19 protein-coding genes and 1 riboswitch are annotated in these 21363 nt (G+C 51.5%); of the genes, 8 read left to right on the top strand and 11 right to left on the bottom strand.

What is annotated here, in order from left to right; all coding sequences use genetic code 11:
• Positions 1 to 15: 15 nt before the first annotated feature.
• The 4 genes from aceE to ampD all read right to left on the bottom strand — a co-directional run bounded on the left by aceE (position 16) and on the right by ampD (position 5067).
• Complete coding sequence (gene aceE, locus CWI69_RS08495) at positions 16 to 2685, bottom strand: pyruvate dehydrogenase (acetyl-transferring), homodimeric type (protein WP_126763747.1); 2670 nt, start codon at positions 2683 to 2685, stop codon at positions 16 to 18.
• An 18-nt stretch (positions 2686 to 2703) separates the two neighbouring features.
• Positions 2704 to 3450 carry a pyruvate dehydrogenase complex transcriptional repressor PdhR gene (gene pdhR / locus CWI69_RS08490; protein ID WP_126763745.1) on the bottom strand — a complete coding sequence of 249 codons (747 nt, stop codon included), beginning with the start codon at positions 3448 to 3450 and terminating at the stop codon, positions 2704 to 2706.
• 216 nt (positions 3451 to 3666) lie between these two features.
• On the bottom strand, positions 3667 to 4503 hold the full coding sequence (ampE, locus tag CWI69_RS08485; RefSeq protein WP_126763743.1) for a regulatory signaling modulator protein AmpE: 837 nt from the start codon (positions 4501 to 4503) through the stop codon (positions 3667 to 3669).
• Entirely contained in the window at positions 4504 to 5067 is a 564-nt protein-coding gene (ampD, locus tag CWI69_RS08480) for a 1,6-anhydro-N-acetylmuramyl-L-alanine amidase AmpD (protein WP_126763741.1), read from the bottom strand.
• A 107-nt stretch (positions 5068 to 5174) separates the two neighbouring features.
• Here ampD and nadC point away from each other — a divergent pair, with 107 nt between their 5' ends.
• The 7 genes from nadC (at position 5175) to zapD (ending at position 12456) form a co-directional block, all read left to right on the top strand.
• Positions 5175 to 6062: a carboxylating nicotinate-nucleotide diphosphorylase gene (gene nadC / locus CWI69_RS08475; protein ID WP_126763739.1), complete on the top strand. Its 888-nt coding sequence runs from the start codon at positions 5175 to 5177 to the stop codon at positions 6060 to 6062.
• Between the two features lie 80 nt (positions 6063 to 6142).
• Positions 6143 to 6251: riboswitch (cyclic di-GMP riboswitch) on the top strand.
• A gap of 167 nt (positions 6252 to 6418) precedes the next feature.
• On the top strand, positions 6419 to 6940 hold the full coding sequence (locus CWI69_RS12370) for a pilin (protein ID WP_126763737.1): 522 nt from the start codon (positions 6419 to 6421) through the stop codon (positions 6938 to 6940).
• 198 nt (positions 6941 to 7138) lie between these two features.
• The gene (pilB, locus tag CWI69_RS08465; protein ID WP_126763735.1) at positions 7139 to 8836 is read left to right on the top strand and encodes a type IV-A pilus assembly ATPase PilB; all 1698 of its coding nucleotides are present in this window, start codon (positions 7139 to 7141) and stop codon (positions 8834 to 8836) included.
• A gap of 9 nt (positions 8837 to 8845) precedes the next feature.
• Positions 8846 to 10081 carry a type II secretion system F family protein gene (locus CWI69_RS08460; RefSeq protein WP_126763733.1) on the top strand — a complete coding sequence of 412 codons (1236 nt, stop codon included), beginning with the start codon at positions 8846 to 8848 and terminating at the stop codon, positions 10079 to 10081.
• Positions 10081 to 10983 (top strand): prepilin peptidase, encoded by a 903-nt coding sequence (locus CWI69_RS08455; RefSeq protein ID WP_126763731.1) that lies wholly within the window; start codon positions 10081 to 10083, stop codon positions 10981 to 10983. The genes CWI69_RS08460 and CWI69_RS08455 overlap by 1 nt, the downstream gene beginning before the upstream one ends.
• Positions 10983 to 11624 (top strand): dephospho-CoA kinase, encoded by a 642-nt coding sequence (gene coaE, locus CWI69_RS08450; RefSeq protein ID WP_126763730.1) that lies wholly within the window; start codon positions 10983 to 10985, stop codon positions 11622 to 11624. The genes CWI69_RS08455 and coaE overlap by 1 nt, the downstream gene beginning before the upstream one ends.
• 1 nt (position 11625) lies before the next feature.
• Positions 11626 to 12456 (top strand): cell division protein ZapD, encoded by an 831-nt coding sequence (zapD, locus tag CWI69_RS08445; RefSeq protein WP_157984260.1) that lies wholly within the window; start codon positions 11626 to 11628, stop codon positions 12454 to 12456.
• Here the strand turns inward: zapD and mutT are convergent.
• The 3 genes from mutT to CWI69_RS08430 are packed head-to-tail and all read right to left on the bottom strand — an operon-like array spanning position 12453 to position 16550.
• Positions 12453 to 12854, bottom strand: a complete 402-nt coding sequence (gene mutT, locus CWI69_RS08440; RefSeq protein ID WP_126763726.1) for an 8-oxo-dGTP diphosphatase MutT — start codon at positions 12852 to 12854, stop codon at positions 12453 to 12455. The two genes, zapD and mutT, sit on opposite strands and share 4 nt — an antisense overlap.
• Entirely contained in the window at positions 12841 to 15576 is a 2736-nt protein-coding gene (secA, locus tag CWI69_RS08435; protein ID WP_126763725.1) for a preprotein translocase subunit SecA, read from the bottom strand. Before secA ends, mutT begins: the two co-directional genes overlap by 14 nt.
• Positions 15577 to 15614: 38 nt before the next feature.
• Complete coding sequence (locus tag CWI69_RS08430; protein WP_126763723.1) at positions 15615 to 16550, bottom strand: M23 family metallopeptidase; 936 nt, start codon at positions 16548 to 16550, stop codon at positions 15615 to 15617.
• A gap of 33 nt (positions 16551 to 16583) precedes the next feature.
• Here CWI69_RS08430 and CWI69_RS08425 point away from each other — a divergent pair, with 33 nt between their 5' ends.
• Positions 16584 to 17048 (top strand): DciA family protein, encoded by a 465-nt coding sequence (locus CWI69_RS08425; RefSeq protein WP_126763721.1) that lies wholly within the window; start codon positions 16584 to 16586, stop codon positions 17046 to 17048.
• Positions 17049 to 17060: 12 nt separating this feature from the next.
• Here CWI69_RS08425 and lpxC read toward each other — a convergent pair whose 3' ends face one another.
• The 4 genes from lpxC to CWI69_RS08405 form a co-directional block, all read right to left on the bottom strand.
• Complete coding sequence (gene lpxC / locus CWI69_RS08420; RefSeq protein ID WP_126763720.1) at positions 17061 to 17975, bottom strand: UDP-3-O-acyl-N-acetylglucosamine deacetylase; 915 nt, start codon at positions 17973 to 17975, stop codon at positions 17061 to 17063.
• Between the two features lie 109 nt (positions 17976 to 18084).
• A complete protein-coding gene (gene ftsZ, locus CWI69_RS08415) occupies positions 18085 to 19302 on the bottom strand; it encodes a cell division protein FtsZ (RefSeq protein ID WP_126763718.1) in 1218 nt (405 codons plus the stop codon).
• A gap of 64 nt (positions 19303 to 19366) precedes the next feature.
• Complete coding sequence (ftsA, locus tag CWI69_RS08410) at positions 19367 to 20599, bottom strand: cell division protein FtsA (RefSeq protein WP_126763716.1); 1233 nt, start codon at positions 20597 to 20599, stop codon at positions 19367 to 19369.
• Between the two features lie 5 nt (positions 20600 to 20604).
• Positions 20605 to 21363: a cell division protein FtsQ/DivIB gene (locus CWI69_RS08405; RefSeq protein ID WP_126763714.1), complete on the bottom strand. Its 759-nt coding sequence runs from the start codon at positions 21361 to 21363 to the stop codon at positions 20605 to 20607.

Below are 21363 nucleotides of genomic sequence, written 5' to 3'. Positions count from 1 at the left end.
CTCCGCTCCCGTCGCTTATGCGTACAGTGGGTTGATTTTGTTGGTATCGATATCGAAATCCTTAATGGCTTTTTGCACCACCTTGGCATCAATATCCCCTGCTTTGGCAAGTTCTGCCAAGGCTGCTACCACAATGTACTCGGCACTCACTTCAAAGTGACGGCGCAAGTTTTCGCGGCTGTCTGAACGACCGAAACCATCGGTACCTAACACGCGGTAAGGGGTTGGCACCCAGGCGCGGATCTGGTCAGCGTAAAGTTTCTGATAATCCGTTGCGGCAATGGTCGGGCCCTTCGCCTTGCTCAGTACTTTGGTCACATAAGCTTCTTCGGCTTTTTTGCCCGGATTCAGCATGTTATGACGATCGACGTCCATACCATCGCGGGCCAGTTCATTGAACGAGGTCGCGCTGTAGACTTTCGACGATACGTTAAACTGCTCCAGCAAGATAAGCGCGGCTTTACGAGCCTGCTGTAGAATTGTGCCTGAGCCCAGCAACTGCACATGACCTTTCGAGCCTTTCGCTTTGTGCTCTTCCAGTTCATAGATACCCTTGATGATGCCTTCTTCGACACCCTCAGGCATTTCTGGTTGCTGGTAGTTCTCGTTCATGACGGTCAGGTAATAGAACACGTTCTCCTGCTCGCCATACATACGACGTAAGCCGTCTTGTACGATAACAGCAACTTCGTAACCGAAAGTTGGGTCGTAAGTCACACAGTTTGGTACGGTGTTGAACAACAAGTGGCTGCTGCCATCCTGATGCTGCAAACCTTCGCCATTGAGCGTGGTGCGACCGGCGGTACCGCCAATCAGGAAACCACGTGCCTGGCTATCGCCGGCAGCCCAGACCAAATCACCAACGCGCTGGAACCCGAACATCGAGTAATAGATGTAGAACGGAATCATCGGTTCGTTATTGGTTGAATAGCTGGTCGCTGCCGCCACCCATGAGGCCATGGCGCCAAGCTCGTTAATACCTTCCTGCAGTACTTGGCCTTCTTTATCTTCGCGATAATAGGCGACCTGATCCGCATCTTGCGGCTCATATTTCTGGCCCTGGCTGGAGTAAATACCAACTTGACGGAATAAGCCTTCCATACCAAAGGTACGCGCTTCGTCCGGAATAATCGGCACAATGCGTTTACCAATTTTCTTGTCTTTCAACAGTGAGTTAAGCACCCGCACAAAGGCCATGGTGGTTGAGATCTCACGGTCACCTGAGCCTTTCAGTACTGACTCAAATGCTTTCAGGGCTGGCATTTCCAGTTCTACGTCGGTGTTCGGACGACGTACTGGCATGTAGCCACCCAGCGACTCACGACGCTCGCGCATGTATTTCATTTCCGGGCTGTCGTCCGGGAATTTGTACAATGGGATGTCTTCTAACTCGCTGTCTTTAATCGGAATATTGAAACGGTCACGGAAGTGTTTGATCGCGTCCATGTCCATTTTCTTAACCTGGTGAGCGATGTTTTTACCTTCGCCAGCCGAGCCCATGCCGTAACCTTTGACGGTTTTCGCCAGGATCACCTGTGGCCGACCTTTAGTGTTCACCGCTTTATGGTAAGCCGCGTAGACTTTCACTGGATCGTGACCACCGCGGTTCAGACGCCAGATGTCTTCATCAGACAGGTTGGCGACCATTTCCTTAGTTTCTTCAGTTTTGCCGAAGAAGTGCTCACGGGTGTAAGCGCCGCCTTTGGCTTTGTAGTTCTGATACTCACCGTCGACGCTGTCCTGCATGATTTGCGCAAGCTTGCCTTCGGTATCGCGATACAGCAATGGATCCCAGTAGCGGCCCCAGATCACTTTAATTACTTCCCAGCCAGCGCCGCGGAAGGTGCCTTCAAGTTCCTGAATGATTTTGCCGTTACCACGGACCGGGCCGTCCAGCCGCTGCAAGTTACAGTTAACGATAAAGGTCAGGTTATCCAGACCTTCACGGGTGGCAAGACCAATGGCACCCAGGCTTTCTGGCTCATCGACTTCGCCATCGCCTAAGAAACAGTACACGCGCTGATTTGAGCAATCTTTAATGCCACGGTCAGTCAGGTACTTCAGGTAGCGGGCCTGATAAATGGCCTGAATCGGACCTAAGCCCATAGATACCGTCGGGAACTGCCAGAAATCAGGCATCAATTTCGGGTGCGGGTAAGAACTCACGCCTTCGCCGTCAACTTCCTGACGGAAATTGTTGAGCTGCTCTTCACTGATGCGGCCTTCCAAGAATGCGCGACCGTAGATACCTGGCGATGCGTGGCCCTGAATAAACAGGAAGTCGCCGCCGTCTTTATCGGTCGGGGCGCGGAAGAAGTGGTTGAAGCCAACATCATAAAGCATCGCTGATGACGCGAAGCTGGAAATGTGACCGCCGAGCTCGAGCTCTTTCTTCGATGCGCGCAGTACCATTGCCAGCGCATTCCAGCGAATCGCTGAGCGGATCCGGGCTTCCATACTCTGGTCGCCTGGCATGGTCGGCTCCTGACTGGCCGGAATCGTATTCAAGTAAGCGGTAGTCGCCGCATAAGGCAGGTAAGCACCGCTGCGACGCGCCTTCTCAATCAATGATTCCATCAGGAAATGGCCGCGCTCCGGGCCATCTTCTTCTAACACGACTTCGAGGGAGTCAAGCCACTCGCGTGTTTCCTGTGGATCAATGTCGTCTTTTAAATGGTCAGTCATACTTTATCCTTACCCAGTTTACGTTCGGCGCAATGACCGCTGAATCCGTGACTGTTCACGATTCGAGGTCAGCAACGCGTGTTCAATATAGGCTAGCAGCTGATGACAAGCTTCGCGCGCTTGTTCTGGCTCGCCAGCTGAAATGGCAGTGACAATGTGCTGCCGGTGTTCGTGAAGTTGTTGCATGACGCCTGCCTTATGCGACAGGTCCTGCAGGTTTTGCTGAATATTTTTTTGTAATAGTGGCTGCATACTCCGCACCAGGTGCAGGAGGATCACATTATGCGATGCTTCGCAGATGCGCAGGTTGAATTCGTTGAGTGCTTCCGCTTGTGCGGTGAGCTCCGCATTATCGTCCTGCTTAATCGCCGCAAAGCTCTCTTCAATGCGGGCGATGTCGGTTGGCGTACCACGCATAGCAGCGTAATACGACGAAATGCCTTCGAGCGCGTGGCGAAACTCTAGCAGGTCGAACTGCGATTCAGGGTGCTGTGTCAGCAGTTCCAGGAGGGGTTCCGCCACGCGCTTCTGCATATTATCGCAAACATATGTGCCGCCGCCTTGACGTCGCTCAAGTAAACCGCGCGCTTCTAACTTTTGAATGGCTTCGCGCAAACTTGGCCGCGACACCGAAAATTGATGCGCAAGATCCCGCTCCGACGGCAAGCGCGCGCCAGCTTCTAAGGTGCCGTCGACAATCATCACTTCAATCCGCTGCATGATGACATCAGAAAGCTTCGTCGGTTGTATGCGATCAAAAGCCATTCATAAAAACCTTTAAGAGCGTTGTCCGTTGCTCGTACGTTCGGCTTCGCCTCTCTGTTCGTACGCTACGCTGCTCGAGCTTGAAGTTACCGAATAGCGTAGCGTACGAAGAGCGAAGCGTTCGAACAACGAATAACGCTCTTGCTGTTTGTTGGTGCATTGGTCTTACCAAACGTATTTTAGACTAGTTTGGGCGTGAACCCAAACATTAATTCATCAGAACCAGCCAGCGATGGTCATTACTGCGAGTAAGACAATGAAAAACAGCAAGTTACGCTTCATTAACGCAACAGTGGTCAGAGCAGTAGAAGTAACGTCGTCTTCATGGCTCGGTTCCAGCTGTTCCGCCGCGTTTGCGACTTTACTTAAGGCGGCAAAATTGTTTTGCGGCGTGTTGCCCACTGAGCTCAGCCACACCGGCAAAGCTTTACCGAAATTACCGACCATCAAAAAGCCGAAGCTCATGATACGTGTAGGTAGCCAGTGCACAATCAGTTGTAGCTGATCCCAGGCCTTATTGCGTGGATGTTTCATATCGCGCAGCGTGGCGTACACCAGCACCCCGAAGATGCCGAACAACACATAGTAAAGCAGCGGAGCGAAGTAATAACGCAAGTGAATCCACAGCAGCAGATCATGAACCGGCGCCGCTTCCTGATGGCCCGACGCCCGACGTATCTGACGTAACTGCTCGGCGGTTGCGCCGGTGTCACCGCTATTTGCGGCTTCAAGATAAGCTTTGTACGCAGCCCGCGCTTGTCCGCATTGCATGGCGGCAAGCAGCGCCAGCACGCCAATCACAAAGGAAAGCAGGAACGAATCAACCAACACCACAACAAAGGTGATGATCAGCGCCGGCAATACCGCCCAGACCACTTCGCCGAGCAAATGCTGACGCCACTCAGCGATTTTTTCCTGACTGTCGCTACCTACCTGGGTCTTTTTCGCCTGCCATTGTTGCCAGCGCAACACGATGCGGCGCCAGTGCAAATTGCGACTTAGGGTTACCGAACGTTCTAATGAATACGCCAATAAAATCGCCAGTAATTGCATTTAAATGTCCTCGTTATACAGCTGCTGATCAAGTAGCTGTTTAAAGTGCTGCCAATCGAATGCCGGACCTGGATCGGTCTTGCGTACGGGCGCAATATGCTGATGACCAACGATGCGCTGCGGCGTCAGGGCGGGATACTCCTGCACCAGTGCCGCGGCTACTTTTGCCAGTTGCTGGTACTGCTCTTTAGTGTAGGGGGCGGTGTCCGTTCCCTCAAGCTCTATTCCGATCGAAAACTCATTACAGCCTTTGCGCCCGCAGTAATGGGAGACTCCTGCATGCCAGGCACGTTTATGGAAGGGGACATACTGCACCATTCGCCCATCACGATGGATGACCATGTGCGCTGAAACGCGCAGGCCCTTTAAAATCCCAAACGTCGGGTGTTCGTTGGTATCTATGGTGCCCATAAACAGCTGGTCAATGTAAGGCTGACCGAATTCGCCGGCGGGCAAGCTAATGCAATGCACCACTAACACGCTGATACCATCGGGATCCGTGCGATCGTCATGGTGCGGCGATAACTTTTGTTCTGCTTGTGGATAGGTTCCGTTTTTGATCATGCGTCTGCCATCATTTCTATCATCTTATTAAAGGTTCTTTGTCGCGGCCTTGATAGTTCCACCATTGTCACCCCCGCTGCAAGCCATTACAATAAGCGCTTTCATCAATGACCACAACGAGCGCCACCATGGATACACGGGTACAGCCTGAACTTCTCGCCGCCGATCGCCAGCAAATGGTGTCTCGCGCCCTCACTGAAGACTTGAACGGTGTAAGTGGTAACCTCGATATTACCGCGCAGCTTATCCCAGCTACGCAGCAGGCCCACGGTCGCATTATTACCCGCGAGGATGCGGTGATTTGCGGTACCGCCTGGGTCGATGAGGTATTTGCGCAACTCGGTGGTGAGGTAAAGATCAGCTGGCATGTGGCCGACGGCGACCGCGTCAGCGCGAACAGCCTGTTATGCGAACTGCATGGCCCTGCCCGCACGATGCTGACCGGCGAGCGCACCGCGCTAAACTTCTTACAAACCCTGTCTGGCGTCGCGACGACCACCGCCAGCTATGTCGAATTGCTCGAAGGTTCATCAACCAAGCTGCTCGACACGCGTAAAACCATTCCGGGGCTACGCACCGCACTCAAGTATGCAGTGGTGTGCGGAGGCGGCAGTAATCACCGGATCGGTTTGTACGATGCCTACTTAATTAAAGAAAATCACATCATGGCTTGTGGCTCCATACCCGCCGCCATCGCTGAAGCACGGCGCCTGAACCCCGATAAAACCGTGGAAGTTGAGGTCGAAAGCCTTGAAGAGTATGAAATCGCCATGCACGCAGGCGCAGATATCATCATGTTAGACAACTTCAGTTATGACGATATTCATACTGCTGTTAAGCTGAAGTCAAAAAATATTCGTATTGAAGTGTCTGGCAACGTTGTTCGCGATCAACTCAAAACTCTTGTAAGCACTGGAATTGATTACATTTCTTCGGGTGCGTTAACAAAACATGTGCAGGCCGTTGATCTTTCCTTGCGAATTTCAGATGTATAAGTATTGACGATTCCCTTACATCTGCTATGTTTATCTTGCAGTGCGCAAACCGCAGACTCAGTCTGTGGAATGCCAGGCAATTGCTTAAAAGGCAAAGCCGTTGAGAAGCGGTGACGCAAAACCTCCGGTCCCACCGGTGCCTTTTTAACCTTTATTGTAAAGGTACTGGCGGATAGCGGGGCTGCAGGCTAAAGTCTGGTGGATGGAGTGGCTTTTCGACTTTTTTGGTCGCAGGCGCAACCACAGTCTTTCGGCTGATGCAGAGTTTGTTGTTGGTGTGTGTTTTTACCAACAAGGGAATGCCACACCGTACAACAATAATAACTTTACTTACCGTACCTTTCGGGAGATTTGACATGAAAGCGCAAGTACAAAAAGGTTTTACCTTAATCGAATTGATGATCGTTGTTGCGATCATTGGCATCTTGGCGGCCGTCGCCATTCCACTTTATTCTGATTATACGCAGCGTGCTAAGGCTAGCACTGGTATTTCGGCATTATCTTCTTACAAACAAGCTATTTCACTTTGCTATCAAAATACTGGATCATTTGCGGGCTGTTCAGCGTCTACGGCTTCCGTTCCAACTCGGATTCCAGAAAATATAGCTGATGCAGATGATGTTAGCGGAATTATTGCCTCGACTGTTACCGATGGAGTAATTAATGCCCAGTTAGACGCTACGAATGGTCCGGATGGTGCAGTGACCTCTGGTAACATAGTTGTTGAACTGGTACCAAATCCTGTCGGCGGCAGCAATATTGATTGGAAAATACACTGTACAGATCTCAACCGAGTAGACGGCTGTACAACTGAAGAACAGTTGACGGCGGGCACTATTACAAACACTGTCGTATCGACAGGGACTACAGGGACTTAGTAATTCCGTCAATATGATTTAGTTAGTTGTAGTCTTGAGCCTGTAGCGTATGTATTTGGTGTTGTCAGGAAGTTACACGCGCTCCCGAATCAATGAATACCAACTTAACATTACGCCAATTCATATTTAGATAAAGTTTGAGCTGAGATAAGGTAACTTTCTCGGCTCAATTAAATTCTAGAAGGTTACTCAAGCAGTATGCTACACCACTCCCTTGCGGCGCTTTTGCTGCGCGATCGAAGAATTCCTGAAGCGCAACTGAAAAGTTGTAGTGAATACGCCTGGGAAACCAAGTTACCTTTCACCTCGATTTTGCTTGAACGTAAACTTATGCAGCCCCAGGAACTGGCTGCATTTTGTTATCAGGAATCAAATTGTCCCTGGTTAGATCTCGATAGCTTCAATTCCGAACTCATCCCCCAACACTTTATCAATGAGCGTTTGATACGCAAAAACCATGCGGTGCCTTTGTATCAGCGTGGCAATGTGCTTTACGTCGCAGTTTCTGATCCGACCCGGATTGAAACCTTAGACGAGTTTCAGTTCCGCACCCGTTTGCAATCCGAAGCAGTGTTGGTTCAGGAAGACAAACTGCAAAAGCTTATTGATAAGTTGCTGGAAAACGAAAGTTCGATGCTTGGTGTTACTGAGCAGGATGAACAAGAACTGCGGGAAATCGATGCTGACGGCGAAGTTCGCGAAGAACACGGGGCAGTCGCTCTTGATGGAAAAAACGATGCGCCTATCGTCATTTATATCAACAAGATGTTGCTTGATGCCATTAAGCGGGGCGCGTCGGATTTGCACTTTGAGCCCTACGAGGGCGAATACCGTATTCGCTTCCGTGTCGATGGTGTGTTGCTTGAAATAGCACGACCACCCTTTGCGCTTTCTGCACGAATTGCAGCGCGTTTAAAAGTAATGTCACAGCTTGATATTGCCGAACGACGCTTACCCCAGGATGGTCGTATTAAGCTGCGCCTGTCAAAAAACAAAGCCATTGATTTTCGGGTGAGCTCGCTGCCCACCATGTACGGTGAGAAAATAGTTCTGCGTATTCTCGATTCCGCTGCGGCCATGATGGGGATTGAATCACTCGGTTATGCACCCGAGCAGCAACGGCTATACGAAGAAGCGCTTAACAAGCCGCAGGGCATGATATTAGTCACCGGCCCCACTGGTTCAGGTAAAACGGTATCCCTTTATACTGGTCTTAATATTTTAAATACCCCGGAGGTCAATATTTCGACCGCTGAAGACCCCGTCGAGATTAACCTGTACGGCATTAACCAGGTGCAGATCAACGTCAAAGCAGGCTTAACCTTTGCCGATGCTTTGCGGTCGTTCTTGCGACAGGATCCCGATGTGGTAATGGTCGGTGAGATTCGCGATCTTGAAACCGCCGAAATTGCCATCAAAGCAGCACAAACAGGTCACCTGGTAATGTCGACCCTGCATACCAACTCAGCTGCAGAAACTCTTACGCGCCTTATGAACATGGGTGTGCCTTCGTACAACATTGCTGGCTCGGTATCGCTGATTATCGCCCAGCGCCTGGCCCGCCGCCTATGTAATGAATGTAAAGAACCAGAAGAAATTCCCCACGAGGAACTTCTTCGTCAGGGCTTTACCGAAGAACAAATCCCTACGTTGACGATTCATAAGCCCATTGGCTGCGACCAATGCACAAACGGTTATAAAGGGCGCACAGGTATTTACGAAGTGATGCCAGTGACGGAAGCCATCCAGGAGCTTATTATGTCGAGTGCCGGATCCATACAAATTGCCCGGCAAGCGCGAAAAGAAGGCTATAATTCATTACGACAGTCCGCATTAGAAAAAGTCGCTGACGGCACCATTAGCCTTGCGGAGGCAAATCGCGTCAGCAGCAACTAAGGGTCCGCTATGGCAACTGCAGCTAAAAAAAGTAAAAAAATCGAAGACTTCAGTGAATTCCAATGGCAAGGGCTAAACCGTAGGGGCAAAAAAGTAAAAGGCCTGATGCGGGGCGACAACGAGAAAGAAGTTCGTGCGCGACTTCGCGATCAGGGCATTAATCCCCGCTCGGTTAAGAAAAAAGCTAAACCGCTTTTTGGCGATAAAAAAATAAAAGGCGGCGATATTGCGCTATTTACCCGTCAGATTGCCACCATGCTCGAAGCAGGCGTACCGCTGTTGCAAGGTTTGGAGATGGTGGCCAAGGGTACCGACCATGTCAGAGTCCGTAACCTTATGCTGACCATCGCTGACGATGTGGGTTCCGGTTCGCCATTAGCAGCTTCATTACGTAAGCATCCCGAGGTTTTTGATCCGCTTTATTGTGACCTTGTTGCTTCCGGCGAAGAGTCAGGTTCACTCGAAGCTATTTTCGATCGTATTGCGACCTATCGTGAGAAATCGGAAGCGTTAAAAGCGAAAATTAAAAAAGCCCTGGTCTACCCCTCTGCAGTCATTGTCGTTGCTATCGCAGTAACCATGATTTTGCTGATTTATGTTGTTCCTCAGTTTGAAAGTGTCTTTAGCGATTTCGGTGCCGAGCTTCCGGCAATGACCCAATTCGTCGTGAATCTTTCCGAAATAATGCAAGCTTACGCCATTTATGTCATTGCAGGTTTTTTCGTGTTCGGTTGGCTATTTGCCCGCGCAATGCTTAAAAGTGATAAATTCCGGGACAAAGTGCAAGCTTACTCCTTAAAAATTCCTGTGGTGGGCATGATTCTCGACAAAGCCGCCGTTGCGCGTTTTGCCCGCACACTGTCCACCACCTTTGCCGCAGGTGTTCCCCTTATCAGCGCACTGGAATCCGCTGCCGGCGCTTCTGGTAACTCTGTCTACCGCGATGCCATTTACCGTATTCAGGAGGATGTTACCTCAGGCATGCAAATGCACACCGCAATGATGAGCGTGGATATCTTCCCGACCATGGCCACACAAATGGTTTATATCGGTGAAGAAGCCGGTTCATTGGACGACATGCTCTCCAAAGTCGCTGATGTTTATGAGCGGGAAGTTGACGATCTGGTTGATAACCTTACCGCATTGCTAGAGCCGATGATCATGGTGGTCATTGGTATACTCGTGGGCGGCCTAATTATCGCGATGTACTTGCCGATCTTTAACCTCGGCGCGGTGGTCGGTTAATGCTGCAACAAATTTATGAGTTGTATCCGGCCTACAGCCACCTCACTTTGATTCTAGGACTCGTACTTGGCCTGGTGGTCGGCAGCTTCTTAAACGTCGTCATCGGCCGCTTACCGATCATGATGCAGCGGCAGTGGCAGCGGGAGTGCGCGGTCTTTCTTTCAGGCGATACGGGCAGTGATACGGTTAACGAGAATCCAGCTGCCAAACCCGACACTTTCAACATCTCGACCCCCGGCTCGCACTGCCCCAAATGCAAACATCCGATTAAATGGTACGACAACATACCGGTTATCAGCTGGCTAATATTAAAAGCGAGATGCCGTCACTGTAATGCGCCGATCTCACTACGTTACCCTGCCATTGAATTACTGACAGGAGTGGTCTTTGCCAGCATCGCCTGGTTCTACGGTGCCGGTTGGCCGGCATTTTATTACATGGTGTTTGCAGCCTTACTGATTGCGATGTTCTTCATCGATTACGATCACATGCTGTTGCCTGACCAGCTCACCTACTTCACCCTTTGGTTGGGGTTATTTGTCGCCTGGACCGGTGGTCCGGTAAGTTTACCCGATGCGGTGATGGGTGCTATTGGCGGTTACCTCTTCCTGTGGTCGGTGTACTGGGCGTTTAAGTTGCTCACTGGCAAGGAAGGTATGGGTTATGGCGACTTTAAGCTGCTGGCGGCTTTTGGGGCCTGGGCGGGTTACCAACTTTTGCCGGTCATCGTGCTTGCGGCGGCTTTCAGTGGTGCAGTAATTGGCATTACCCTGCAACTGGTTCAACGCAACAAGCGCGGTCAGCCGATTCCCTTTGGTCCCTTTCTGATCTTAGGTGGTGTCATTGCACTGCTTTGGGGCGAGCCATTACTTCAGTGGTATTGGGGCCTGGTGCGCATCTAATGTGGGTTCTTGGCTTAACAGGCGGTATTGGCTCCGGTAAAACAACCGTCTCTGACCTTTTTGCCAGTCAGGGCATTGAGGTTGTCGATGCCGATGTTATCGCCCGTCATATCATCGACAAAGACACACCGGCGTTGGCGGCAGTTACCGAGCGTTTTGGCGGACAGGCGTTGCAGCAGGATGGCGCACTCAACCGCGCCTGGTTACGCGAAAAAATCTTCGCCGAGCCCGATGAAAAACAATGGCTGAATGAGCTGACCCATCCGCTGATCCGCAAACAGATTCTCGAACAACTCAAGGCAGCTGATTCACCCTACGTGATTCTCTCTGCGCCACTTTTAGTCGAAAACAATCTCACTAAATTTTGTGATCGGGTGTTAGTGGTTGATGTTAGCGAAGACACCCAACGCGAACGCACCCTAAAACGTGACAATGTTAGCGCGGAGCAGATTGAACAAATTCTGGCAGCACAAGCGACCCGCCAGGATCGGTTAAACGCGGCGGATGATGTCATTAACAACGACGGCCCCTTGGAAGACCTCGCGCCCCAGGTCGCCAAACTCCACCAGAACTACCTTAAGTTTGCGGCATCCGCCCGTTCCAGCAAGTCGCAGCAAGCCGACCAAGCGCCGGAGAGCTGAGATGAGTTACCAGTCAGACTTGTTTCAAGACGTTGCAACGGTGGAAGAAGCCGCTATCATAGAGCCGATGAGCGAAAAATTTGAAGGTGCCACAATTAATTACGAATATCCGTTACATGAGCGGGTACGTACTTACCTGCGCCTCGAACACCTCAAGCAGTTATTGAAACCTGAGCAAACCGTCGACGCCACCAATTACTCGCGCTATTTTGACGCACTGTTCGCGATTCTGGAACTCTGCGAGCGCAGTGATGTGCGCACCGATGTGCAAAAAGATCTCGACCGTCGCCGCGGGCAGATACAAATCTGGGCCCAGCATCCTGATGTCAATCAGGATCAGGTGCAAGCCCTGGCGAATCGGGTTCAGGACGCCATCAAGTCGATCCAACCACTCACTCGCATTGGCAGTCACCTCAAGCAGGACCGTCTGCTCAGCGTCACCCGTCAGCGTTTTGGCATGCCAGGCGGTACCTGTAATTTTGACGTACCGCAGCTGCATTTCTGGTTGCACCAGGACCAGGCCAAGCGCGACGAAGATTGCCGGCGTTGGTGGCACGAATTTTCGGTTTTGTTTAATGGCCTGGAACTGGAACTTCAACTGCTGCGCGGGCAGGCGCATTTTCAGTGGGTGGTCGCAGAAGGTGGTTTATTGCAGGAAAGTACTGAGCCGCTGAGTTTATTGCGCATCCGTGTGCCAGACGAAGTGCCGGCGTACCCGGTAATCAGCGGTCACAAGCAACGCTTCAGCATCCGCTTTCTGAGTTGCACCCCGCAGCAAGGCAAAGCCTCCTTCGAAAACAATGTCGAATTCGAACTGGCGCTCTGCCCTTAAAGCGGATTCTCCAGTAATTCAATGATGGCTACATTAGCTTCGGGGAATTGGTAGGCGCCCAGGGCGTATATTGGCACCCAGAGCCACTCCTGACCGTCACACTGGCTCACCTCACCAGTAAAGGATGTAACCCGCCAGACGTCCAATACGACGCGTTTATCGTTATAGGCATGGTTGATCACTGTCAGCGGCGAAGCTGACTCTACGCGAATGTTGCACTCTTCCTGCAATTCGCGCACCAGCGCATCGTAAACGGTCTCCCCGGCTTCAACTTTGCCGCCGGGAAATTCCCATTTATCGCCTTGATGGAGATCTTTGTGACGTCTGCTAATGAACACGTCACCGTCAGCGTTTTCAATAACGCCGACGGCAACGTGAACCGGATCAGAGCTTGCCATGGCAATGCTTGTACTTCTTACCTGAACCACATGGGCATGGCTCGTTGCGGCCAACCCGCGGTCCGGCTTGCGCAGGCGCTGGAGGTGCAGTTTGTGGAGTGGCTTGTGGCGCTGGCTGGGTGTCAGCGGCAGCGGTCGCACTAGCGCTTTCGTGTTTGAATTCCTGTTGCTGACGCGCAGCGGCTTCGCGACGCTTCTGCTCTACCGCTTCAACGTCTTCTTCGGCGCGCACCCGCACTTTGCTAAGAATGGTCACGACATCAAGTTTCAGTGCTTCCAGCATATCGGTGAACAGCTCAAAGGCCTCACGCTTGTACTCTTGCTTCGGATTCTTCTGCGCGTAGCTACGCAGGTTAATACCCTGACGCAGATGGTCCATGGCCGCCAGATGCTCTTTCCAGTGTGAATCCAGGCTTTGCAGCATGATAGCTTTTTCAAACTGACGCAGAACTTCTTTGCCAACCTGCTCTTCTTTCGCGGCGTAAGCTTTTTCCAGTTCTTCGGCGATCTTCTCGCGCAGGTTTTCTTCATGCAGATTATCGTCTTCATCCAACCAACTTTGAATTGGCAATGGCAGATCGAAGTCAGAACGCAGCCGATCTTCAAGACCCTGCACGTTCCACATTTCTTCCAAAGACTGTGGTGGGATGTATTCGCTGATCACCTGATCAATCACATCCGCCCGAATCACCTGGATGGTTTCAGAGATATCGCCCTCATCGAGCAGCTCATTACGCTGTTCGTACACAACTTTACGCTGGTCGTTGGCAACATCATCAAATTCCAGCAAGGCTTTACGGATATCGAAGTTACGCCCTTCAACTTTACGTTGGGCGTTTTCAATTGCGCGCGTTACCCATGGATGTTCAATGGCTTCGCCGCGCTTCATGCCAAGACGCTTCATCAGGCCTGCCATGCGGTCTGACGCGAAAATGCGCATCAGGCTATCTTCCAGTGACAGATAGAAACGTGATGAACCCGGGTCACCCTGACGGCCGGAACGACCGCGCAGCTGGTTATCGATACGGCGCGACTCGTGGCGCTCAGTGCCAATAATATGCAAGCCACCGGCGGCCACGACTTCGTCATGACGTTTTTGCCAGTCGGCTTTTACTTTGTCGATAAGTTCCTGAGTCGGTTCTTCCAGTTGCTCAATTTCGACCTGCAAATTACCGCCCAACACGATGTCGGTACCACGACCAGCCATGTTGGTTGCAATAGTAATCGCGCCCGGCATACCCGCCTGGGCAACGATTTGTGCTTCTTTGGCGTGGAACTTCGCATTCAGCACTTCGTGCGGGATCTTTTTCTTCTTCAGGAAGTTAGATAACAGCTCTGAGCTTTCGATGGAAATGGTACCCACCAGCGCCGGCTGCATTTTCTTCCGACATTCTTCGATGTCAGCAACGATTGCTTCGAATTTCTCTTCGGCGGTGATGAAAATCAAATCAGGACGATCATCACGTACCATCGGCCGGTTAGTTGGAATCACGACGGTTTCCAGGCCATAAATGGATTGAAATTCGAAGGCTTCGGTGTCAGCTGTACCGGTCATGCCGGCAAGCTTGTCGTACAGACGGAAATAATTCTGGAAGGTAATCGATGCCAGCGTCTGGTTTTCATTCTGGATCTTCACGCCTTCTTTGGCTTCCATCGCCTGATGCAGACCTTCAGACCAGCGGCGGCCTTCCATAGTACGTCCGGTATGTTCATCAACGATAATAATTTGATCATCTTTGACGATATAATCGACGTCTTTCTGGAACAGGTGATGCGCCCGCAAGGCGGCATTCACATGGTGCAGTAAAGTAATGTTGGCTGCCGAGTACAGCGAGTCTTCCGGATCCAGCAAGCCGCGTTCTTTGAGGATCTCTTCGACGTGCTCCTGACCGTTCTCAGTCAAGTGCAGCTGCTTGGATTTTTCGTCGATGGTGAAATCGCCTTCGCCACGTTTTTCTTCGGTATCTTCTTCGTCGGCCCGCACCAGTAATGGCACGATCTCATTCATTTTCATGTACAGTTCAGAACTGTCTTCGGCGGCACCGGAAATAACCAATGGCGTACGTGCTTCATCGATTAGGATGGAGTCAACCTCATCCACGATGGCGTAGTTCAGTTTGCGCTGCACGCGCTCTTTCGGCGAGAACGCCATGTTATCGCGCAGGTAATCGAAACCAAATTCGTTGTTGGTACCGTAAGTAATGTCTGCCCGATAGGCCTCTTGTTTTTCCTGATGGGGCATGCCGGGGATGTTAAACGCCACGGTCATATCAAGAAATTCAAACAGCGGACGGTTGGTTTCGGCATCACGACGCGCGAGGTAGTCATTCACGGTCACGATGTGGACGCCGTCGCCGGATAAGGCATTCAGATAGGCTGAAAGCGTTGCGGTTAAGGTTTTACCCTCACCTGTACGCATTTCCGCAATACGGTTATCGTTAAGGATCATCCCGCCGACCAGCTGCACATCGAAATGGCGCATGTTGAAGACCCGTTTACTGGCCTCCCGCACCGTTGCGAAAGCTTCGTTGAGGATGTCATCAAGGGTTTCACCATCGGCCAGACGTTGTTTGAATTCAGCGGTTTTTTGTTTGAGTTCGCTATCGCTGAGTGCTTCAAATTCTGGCTCTAAGGCATTAATCGCATTAACTGGTTTCTGCAGCCCTTTAAGGATGCGGTCGTTGCGACTACCAAATACTTTGCGGAAAAGACTACCAAACATGTGATTATTTAATCCTGTATTTAAATGACAGCGATGCTCTAGCGAGCATCACGATAAACATACTTGCTGGGATCGATATGGCGTTCGTTGCGCAACACCTCGTAATGCACATGGGGCCCGGTCGAGCGTCCTGTGCTGCCCAGTTTCGCGATTTGTTGGCCGCGCGTTACAACGTCACCCTCTTTAACTAAGAGTTCGGCACAATGGCCGTAGCGCGTTTTTAAACCGCCACCGTGGTCAATCTCGACGAGTTTTCCGTAGCCGTACCGCTCGCCCGACCAGGTCACTACGCCCGCACCTGTTGCAAAAACACCAGCATCTTCCGCCAGATTCGCGAAATCAATACCGTTATGCATGGTTGGCGTACCGTTAAACGGGTCTTTGCGCACGCCATAATGTGAACTGAGCCAACCATCGTCCACCGGTCGCCCGGCAACGAAGCTCTCTGCAGAGATATGATGACTCATAAGCACAGATTCAAGTAGCGCCAGCTGTTTTTGTTTATCTTCCAGCTGTGAAAGCACTAAATCGAGGTCGGCCATGACATCGGCTGGTGCCATCTTCGGTGCATCAAGAATGGATACTTCCGGGCCACCCATGGCGAGCATATCTTGCTCACTTGGCGCCAGTTCACTGGCATCAATCTCAGCGGCTTGCGCCAGGCGTGCGCCCAGTTGGTCGAGGCTCAGCAGCTTGGCCCGCATCTCACCTAGTTGCATGGTCATGGCGGTAAGTTTCTTTTCGGTGTCGTCCTTGATCTGCTGTACCGCCGCGGACTGCGCTGCAAGGGCGATTTGCTCAGCGGTTATCTTGCTGCGCACTTCGGCAGGATCCATGGCATCTAAGCTGGACCAGGGTTGGCCGATGACTAAAGCGCCAAGCACCATAATTCCGGCGAACGAAGCTAATCGCCGCCGGCTCAGGCGCAGACCAAATTTAACTTTGGCGCCTTTATAGAAGACTGTTAAACTCATGCAACCTCTCGTTGCTAAAACATTTACTGGGCTATGCCACGTCGCCGACCGAAGAAACTGGATCAATTGCTGGGTAGTCAGCGGCTACAACAGTTTGCTGACTTTACCGAGCAACACCAACGCTGGCAACAGCTATTACGCGACTGTTTCAAAGAACAGCCGTTGGAGCAGCTATTGCCTCACTGTGAGGTCATTGCGGTACGTGCACCGAGCCTGATTTTACAGGTTTCTTCGGCTGCTATTGCGCAGCGCCTAAAAACCGAACAAGGCCGCATTATAACGTATTTTCAAACGCATGCTACGCCTACGGTGACATCCCTTGAGATCCGCATACGCCCGAGTCGTCATCTGAGCACTGAAAAAGCGCCGGCCGCGCCGCCGAAAGTTGAGGTAAAAGAGTCAGATACCGTACGCAAACTGCGCGAACAAGCGGAATTGTGTGACGAGCCGCTGCGCTCGCAACTGCTCGCTTTAGCCGACAAATACAGTAGCCCGTAGTTCTACTACGGGTTACGCGGTGACGGGGTTGGCGAAGGTGATGGGGGCTTCGACAGCTTCGTCTTCGAAGGTGACAAATTCCCATGCTTCCTGATGCTGCAGGACTTCGCGTAACAGCTGGTTGTTCAGCGCGTGGCCTGATTTGAAGGCGCGCAAGTGACCGAGGATAGCGTGGCCGCCCATGTACAGGTCGCCCACGGCATCCAGGATCTTGTGCTTGACGAACTCATCGTCATAACGCAAACCATCGCTGTTAAGAATACGGAACTCATCCAGCACTACTGCATTATCAAAGCTTCCGCCGAGCGCCAGGTTATTGGCGCGCAGGAACTCGATGTCTTTCATAAAGCCAAAGGTCCGCGCACGGCTAATGTCTTTCATAAAGCTGGACGTACTGAAGTCCATACTTACGACTTGGTTGGTGTCAGCAATCGCCGGATGGTCGAAGTCGATGGCAAAATCAATGCGGAAGCCATTATGGGGTAGTAGTTCCGCCCATTTGTCACCTTCTTCAACACGAACCGGTTGCTTGATCCGGATAAACTTTTTCGCTACGCCCTGTTCCTGGATGCCCGCACTTTGCAGCAGGTAAATGAAAGGATGCGAGCTACCGTCCATGATTGGAATCTCATGGCTGTCGACTTCAATAATGAGATTATCGATGCCCATTGCAGCAACTGCGGCAAGCAAATGCTCAACCGTAGAAACGCGGACATTGTCATCGTTGATCAAACACGTACACATACGGGTATCGCGCACCAATTCAGCATCGGCACGAATATCCACGGCAGGTTTCAAATCAACACGGCGAAACACCAGACCGGTATTCGCCGGTGCCGGACGCAGGGTCAATTGAACCTTGTTGCCTTTGTGCAAACCCACACCAGTGGTCGCAATCGGCTGTTTAATTGTGCGTTGTTTCATCATTCGATCTCAATCTCACTTGTCGTCTGACCAGTAAAAGGCGCAATAGTTTACCTAAAAATTGCATTTTTCGCAATTTTCTACACCACTTTACCTATTCTTTACGCAGCTTTTAGTCTACTTGACGGCGTAAAAACGCTGGGATATCAAGGTAATCCATATCTTTGTTGCCCTGCGCCTGCGGTTTTGCTGTCGGCTTCTCAACCTGAACTTCGTAATCGTCCTGTTCCAGCTCGTCCGCATCTTCGTCAAGTACACGTGCTGTTGCTGCACCGCTACCCTGGTAGCCGGCAGAACGACCGTAACCTGTATCACGCGGTTTCTCACGGCCAGCATTATTGACCAGTGAAATATCCGGCTTACGCTCTGCACCAATACCGGTCGCTACCACGGTAACGCGCATCTCTTCCGACATTTCCGGATCGATGACCGTACCTACGATAACTGTGGCATTTTCTGAAGCGAAAGCTTTCACCGTGTTACCCACGATTTCGAACTCTTCAATGCTCATGTCCATACCGGCAGTAATGTTCACCAGTACGCCACGCGCACCTGACAAGTCGATGTCTTCTAACAGCGGACTGTTAATCGCCATCTCAGCAGCTTCCTGAGCACGTTCTTCGCCGCGCGCGATGCCGGTACCCATCATTGCGGTACCCATTTCACGCATAACAGCTCTTACGTCAGCAAAGTCGACATTGATCAAACCGGTGCGGGTAATCAAATCGGCAATACCTTGCACCGCACCCAGTAACACGTTGTTCGCTTCACTGAACGCTGACAGCAAGCTGGTACCTTTACCTAAGACTTTCAGCAGCTTCTCGTTCGGAATGGTGATCAGCGAGTCAACGTTACGCGCCAGCTGCGCGATACCTTCATCGGCGATCGCCATGCGCTTACGGCCTTCGAACGGGAAGGGTTTGGTAACCACTGCCACCGTCAGAATGCCCAGTTCACGTGCGATCTCGGCAACCACAGGAGCAGCACCAGTACCGGTACCCCCGCCCATACCTGCAGCGATAAAGATCATGTCGGCACCTTGTAAGTGCTTCTTGATCTCTTCACGTGATTCTTCCGCTGCCTGACGACCTACTTCCGGGTTCGCCCCAGCACCAAGTCCCTTGGTGATATCGTCACCCAGTTGAATGGTCACGTGGGCACCGTGGTTACGCAAAGACTGCGCGTCGGTGTTGGCAGCGATAAACTGCACACCTTCGATGGACTCTGTGATCATGTGTTTGACGGCATTACCACCACCGCCACCAACGCCTATTACTTTTATAACGGCATCGCTGTCAAAGTTGTCGACTACTTCGAATACTTCAGACATGTTGTTTCTCCTTTTACCTGCTAAGTGTACTACCCCAAAAATGATTTCCAAAGTGTTGTTTTTATTAAAATTCGCCTTTAAACCAACCGTGAACTCGTTTCCATAATCCGATCACGTTGTTGTCACGCGCTTCGTCCTGGCGCGATTGCAGATCTTGTTGGCCATAACGGAGTAATCCGACGGCCGTGGCGTAGGTTGGATCTTGCACATAGTCGCTTAAACCCTGCATTCCCAACGGTTCGCCTAAGCGCACGGGCATCTGAAATATTTCTTCGGCAAATTCAATAGCGCCTTCCATGCGACCGCAACCACCCGTTAACACGATGCCTGCAGCAATTTGCTCGTCCAATCCGCTTTGTTTAATTTCGTCCCGGATCAATTCAAACAGCTCCTGGTACCGTGGTTCAACCACCTCGGCCAAAATATGGCGTTGCATGACCCGCGACGGGCGACCGCCTACCGATGGCACTTCAATGTTGTCGTCCTTGCTGACCAACTGACAAAGTGCACATGCGTATTTGGTCTTAATTTCTTCCGCATGATTGAGCGGCGTGCGGAAAATCTTGGCGATATCGCTGGTCACCTGATTACCGGCGGCCGGTATGACCGCCGTATGCCGCAATACACCACCGGTGTAGATGCAGATATCAATAGTACCGGCCCCCATATCGACCAGTGCCACGCCCAAATCTTTTTCGTCATCGGTTAACACCGAATAGCTCGATGCCAGTGCTGAGAAAATCAGCCGGTCGACGCGAAAGCCACAGCGCTCAACCGCTTTTTCAATATTCTTGGCCATGTCGTTGGCACAGGTGACGATATGCACCTTGGATTCCATCCGCACACCGGACATACCAATCGGACTCTTAATACTTTCCTGCGAATCGATGACAAATTCTTGTGGCAGCACGTGCAGGATGCGGCGCTCCTGCGCAATGGGCACGGATTTTGCGGCGTGAATCACGCTATCAACATCATCCTGTGTCACTTCTGCTTCATTAATCGGTACCATGCCACTTTCGTTCTGACATGAAATATGGCGTCCGGAGATGTTCAGGTAAACCGAGGCAATGCGGCAATCTGCCATCAGCTCGGCTTCTTCAACCGCCCGTTGAATCGACTGCACCACCAGGTTCAGGTCGTTCACTCCGCCTTTGTCCATGCCGCGGGCTGCTGCCGCCCCCACGCCGATCACACTGATTTCACCGTCAGGCATGACTTCGCCAATTAACGCCACAATCTTACTTGTGCCGATATCCAAGCCAACGACCATGTTCCGTTCTGTTGCTTTTGACATGCCTATTAACTCTCTTGTTGTTGTTCTTCTGGGTTGCGCCAGCGTACGGCGACACCCGTGTCATAACGTAAATCTACCGAATCCAGCGGCGCATCCTGATGCTCTTTCAGTTGCGGGTACAGGTCAATAAACCGCTGTACGCGCTCCAACAGCGCTTCGCGCCCTAAACGCAGGTTGGTACCGTCATTCAGTAGCAGCTCCAGTGCAAACCGCTCGCTGAGCTCAACCTGACTCACCTGAAAACCGTTCAGGCCCAGTAACTCACTGGTATTTCGATAATGTTTTACCGCTTCCGCGACCGCATGCTCCGGTCCGGACAAGTAAGGCAACGCATGTTCCAGCACTGACTTATCGGCGTAAAACACTTCACCCTCCTGATTCACCAGCGCGTCATCGCGCTGATTTGCATTCCAGTGGGCCAGCGGTTGCTGCTCCACCACAAAAACTTTCAATATATCGGGCCATTCTTTCCGCACCGAAGCTTTCGCCACCCAGGGCATGGCTTCAACACGCGCCCGAATCTGATCCACATCAGCCGAGAAAAAACTTCCCAGCGGTTCGCCAAGCAAGGTGTCACGCACATCATTTGGCGTCATGTAATTCAGTTCACCTTGCACTACCAGCCGTTTTAACGGCACTTCCTGAGCATCCATGGCGGTGTAATACAACCAGCCTATACCCGTGAAAGTGCTGGCAATAACCACTAAAAAGAACGCAAGTCCTGACCAAAATTGCCAGTTCGGTTTACGTTCTGCAGCGGCCAT

Origin of the sequence: Pseudidiomarina halophila, from assembly GCF_003987215.1 — a bacterium.
Classification (GTDB): domain Bacteria; phylum Pseudomonadota; class Gammaproteobacteria; order Enterobacterales; family Alteromonadaceae; genus Pseudidiomarina; species Pseudidiomarina halophila.
This window is presented reverse-complemented; position numbering and strand designations above follow the sequence as displayed.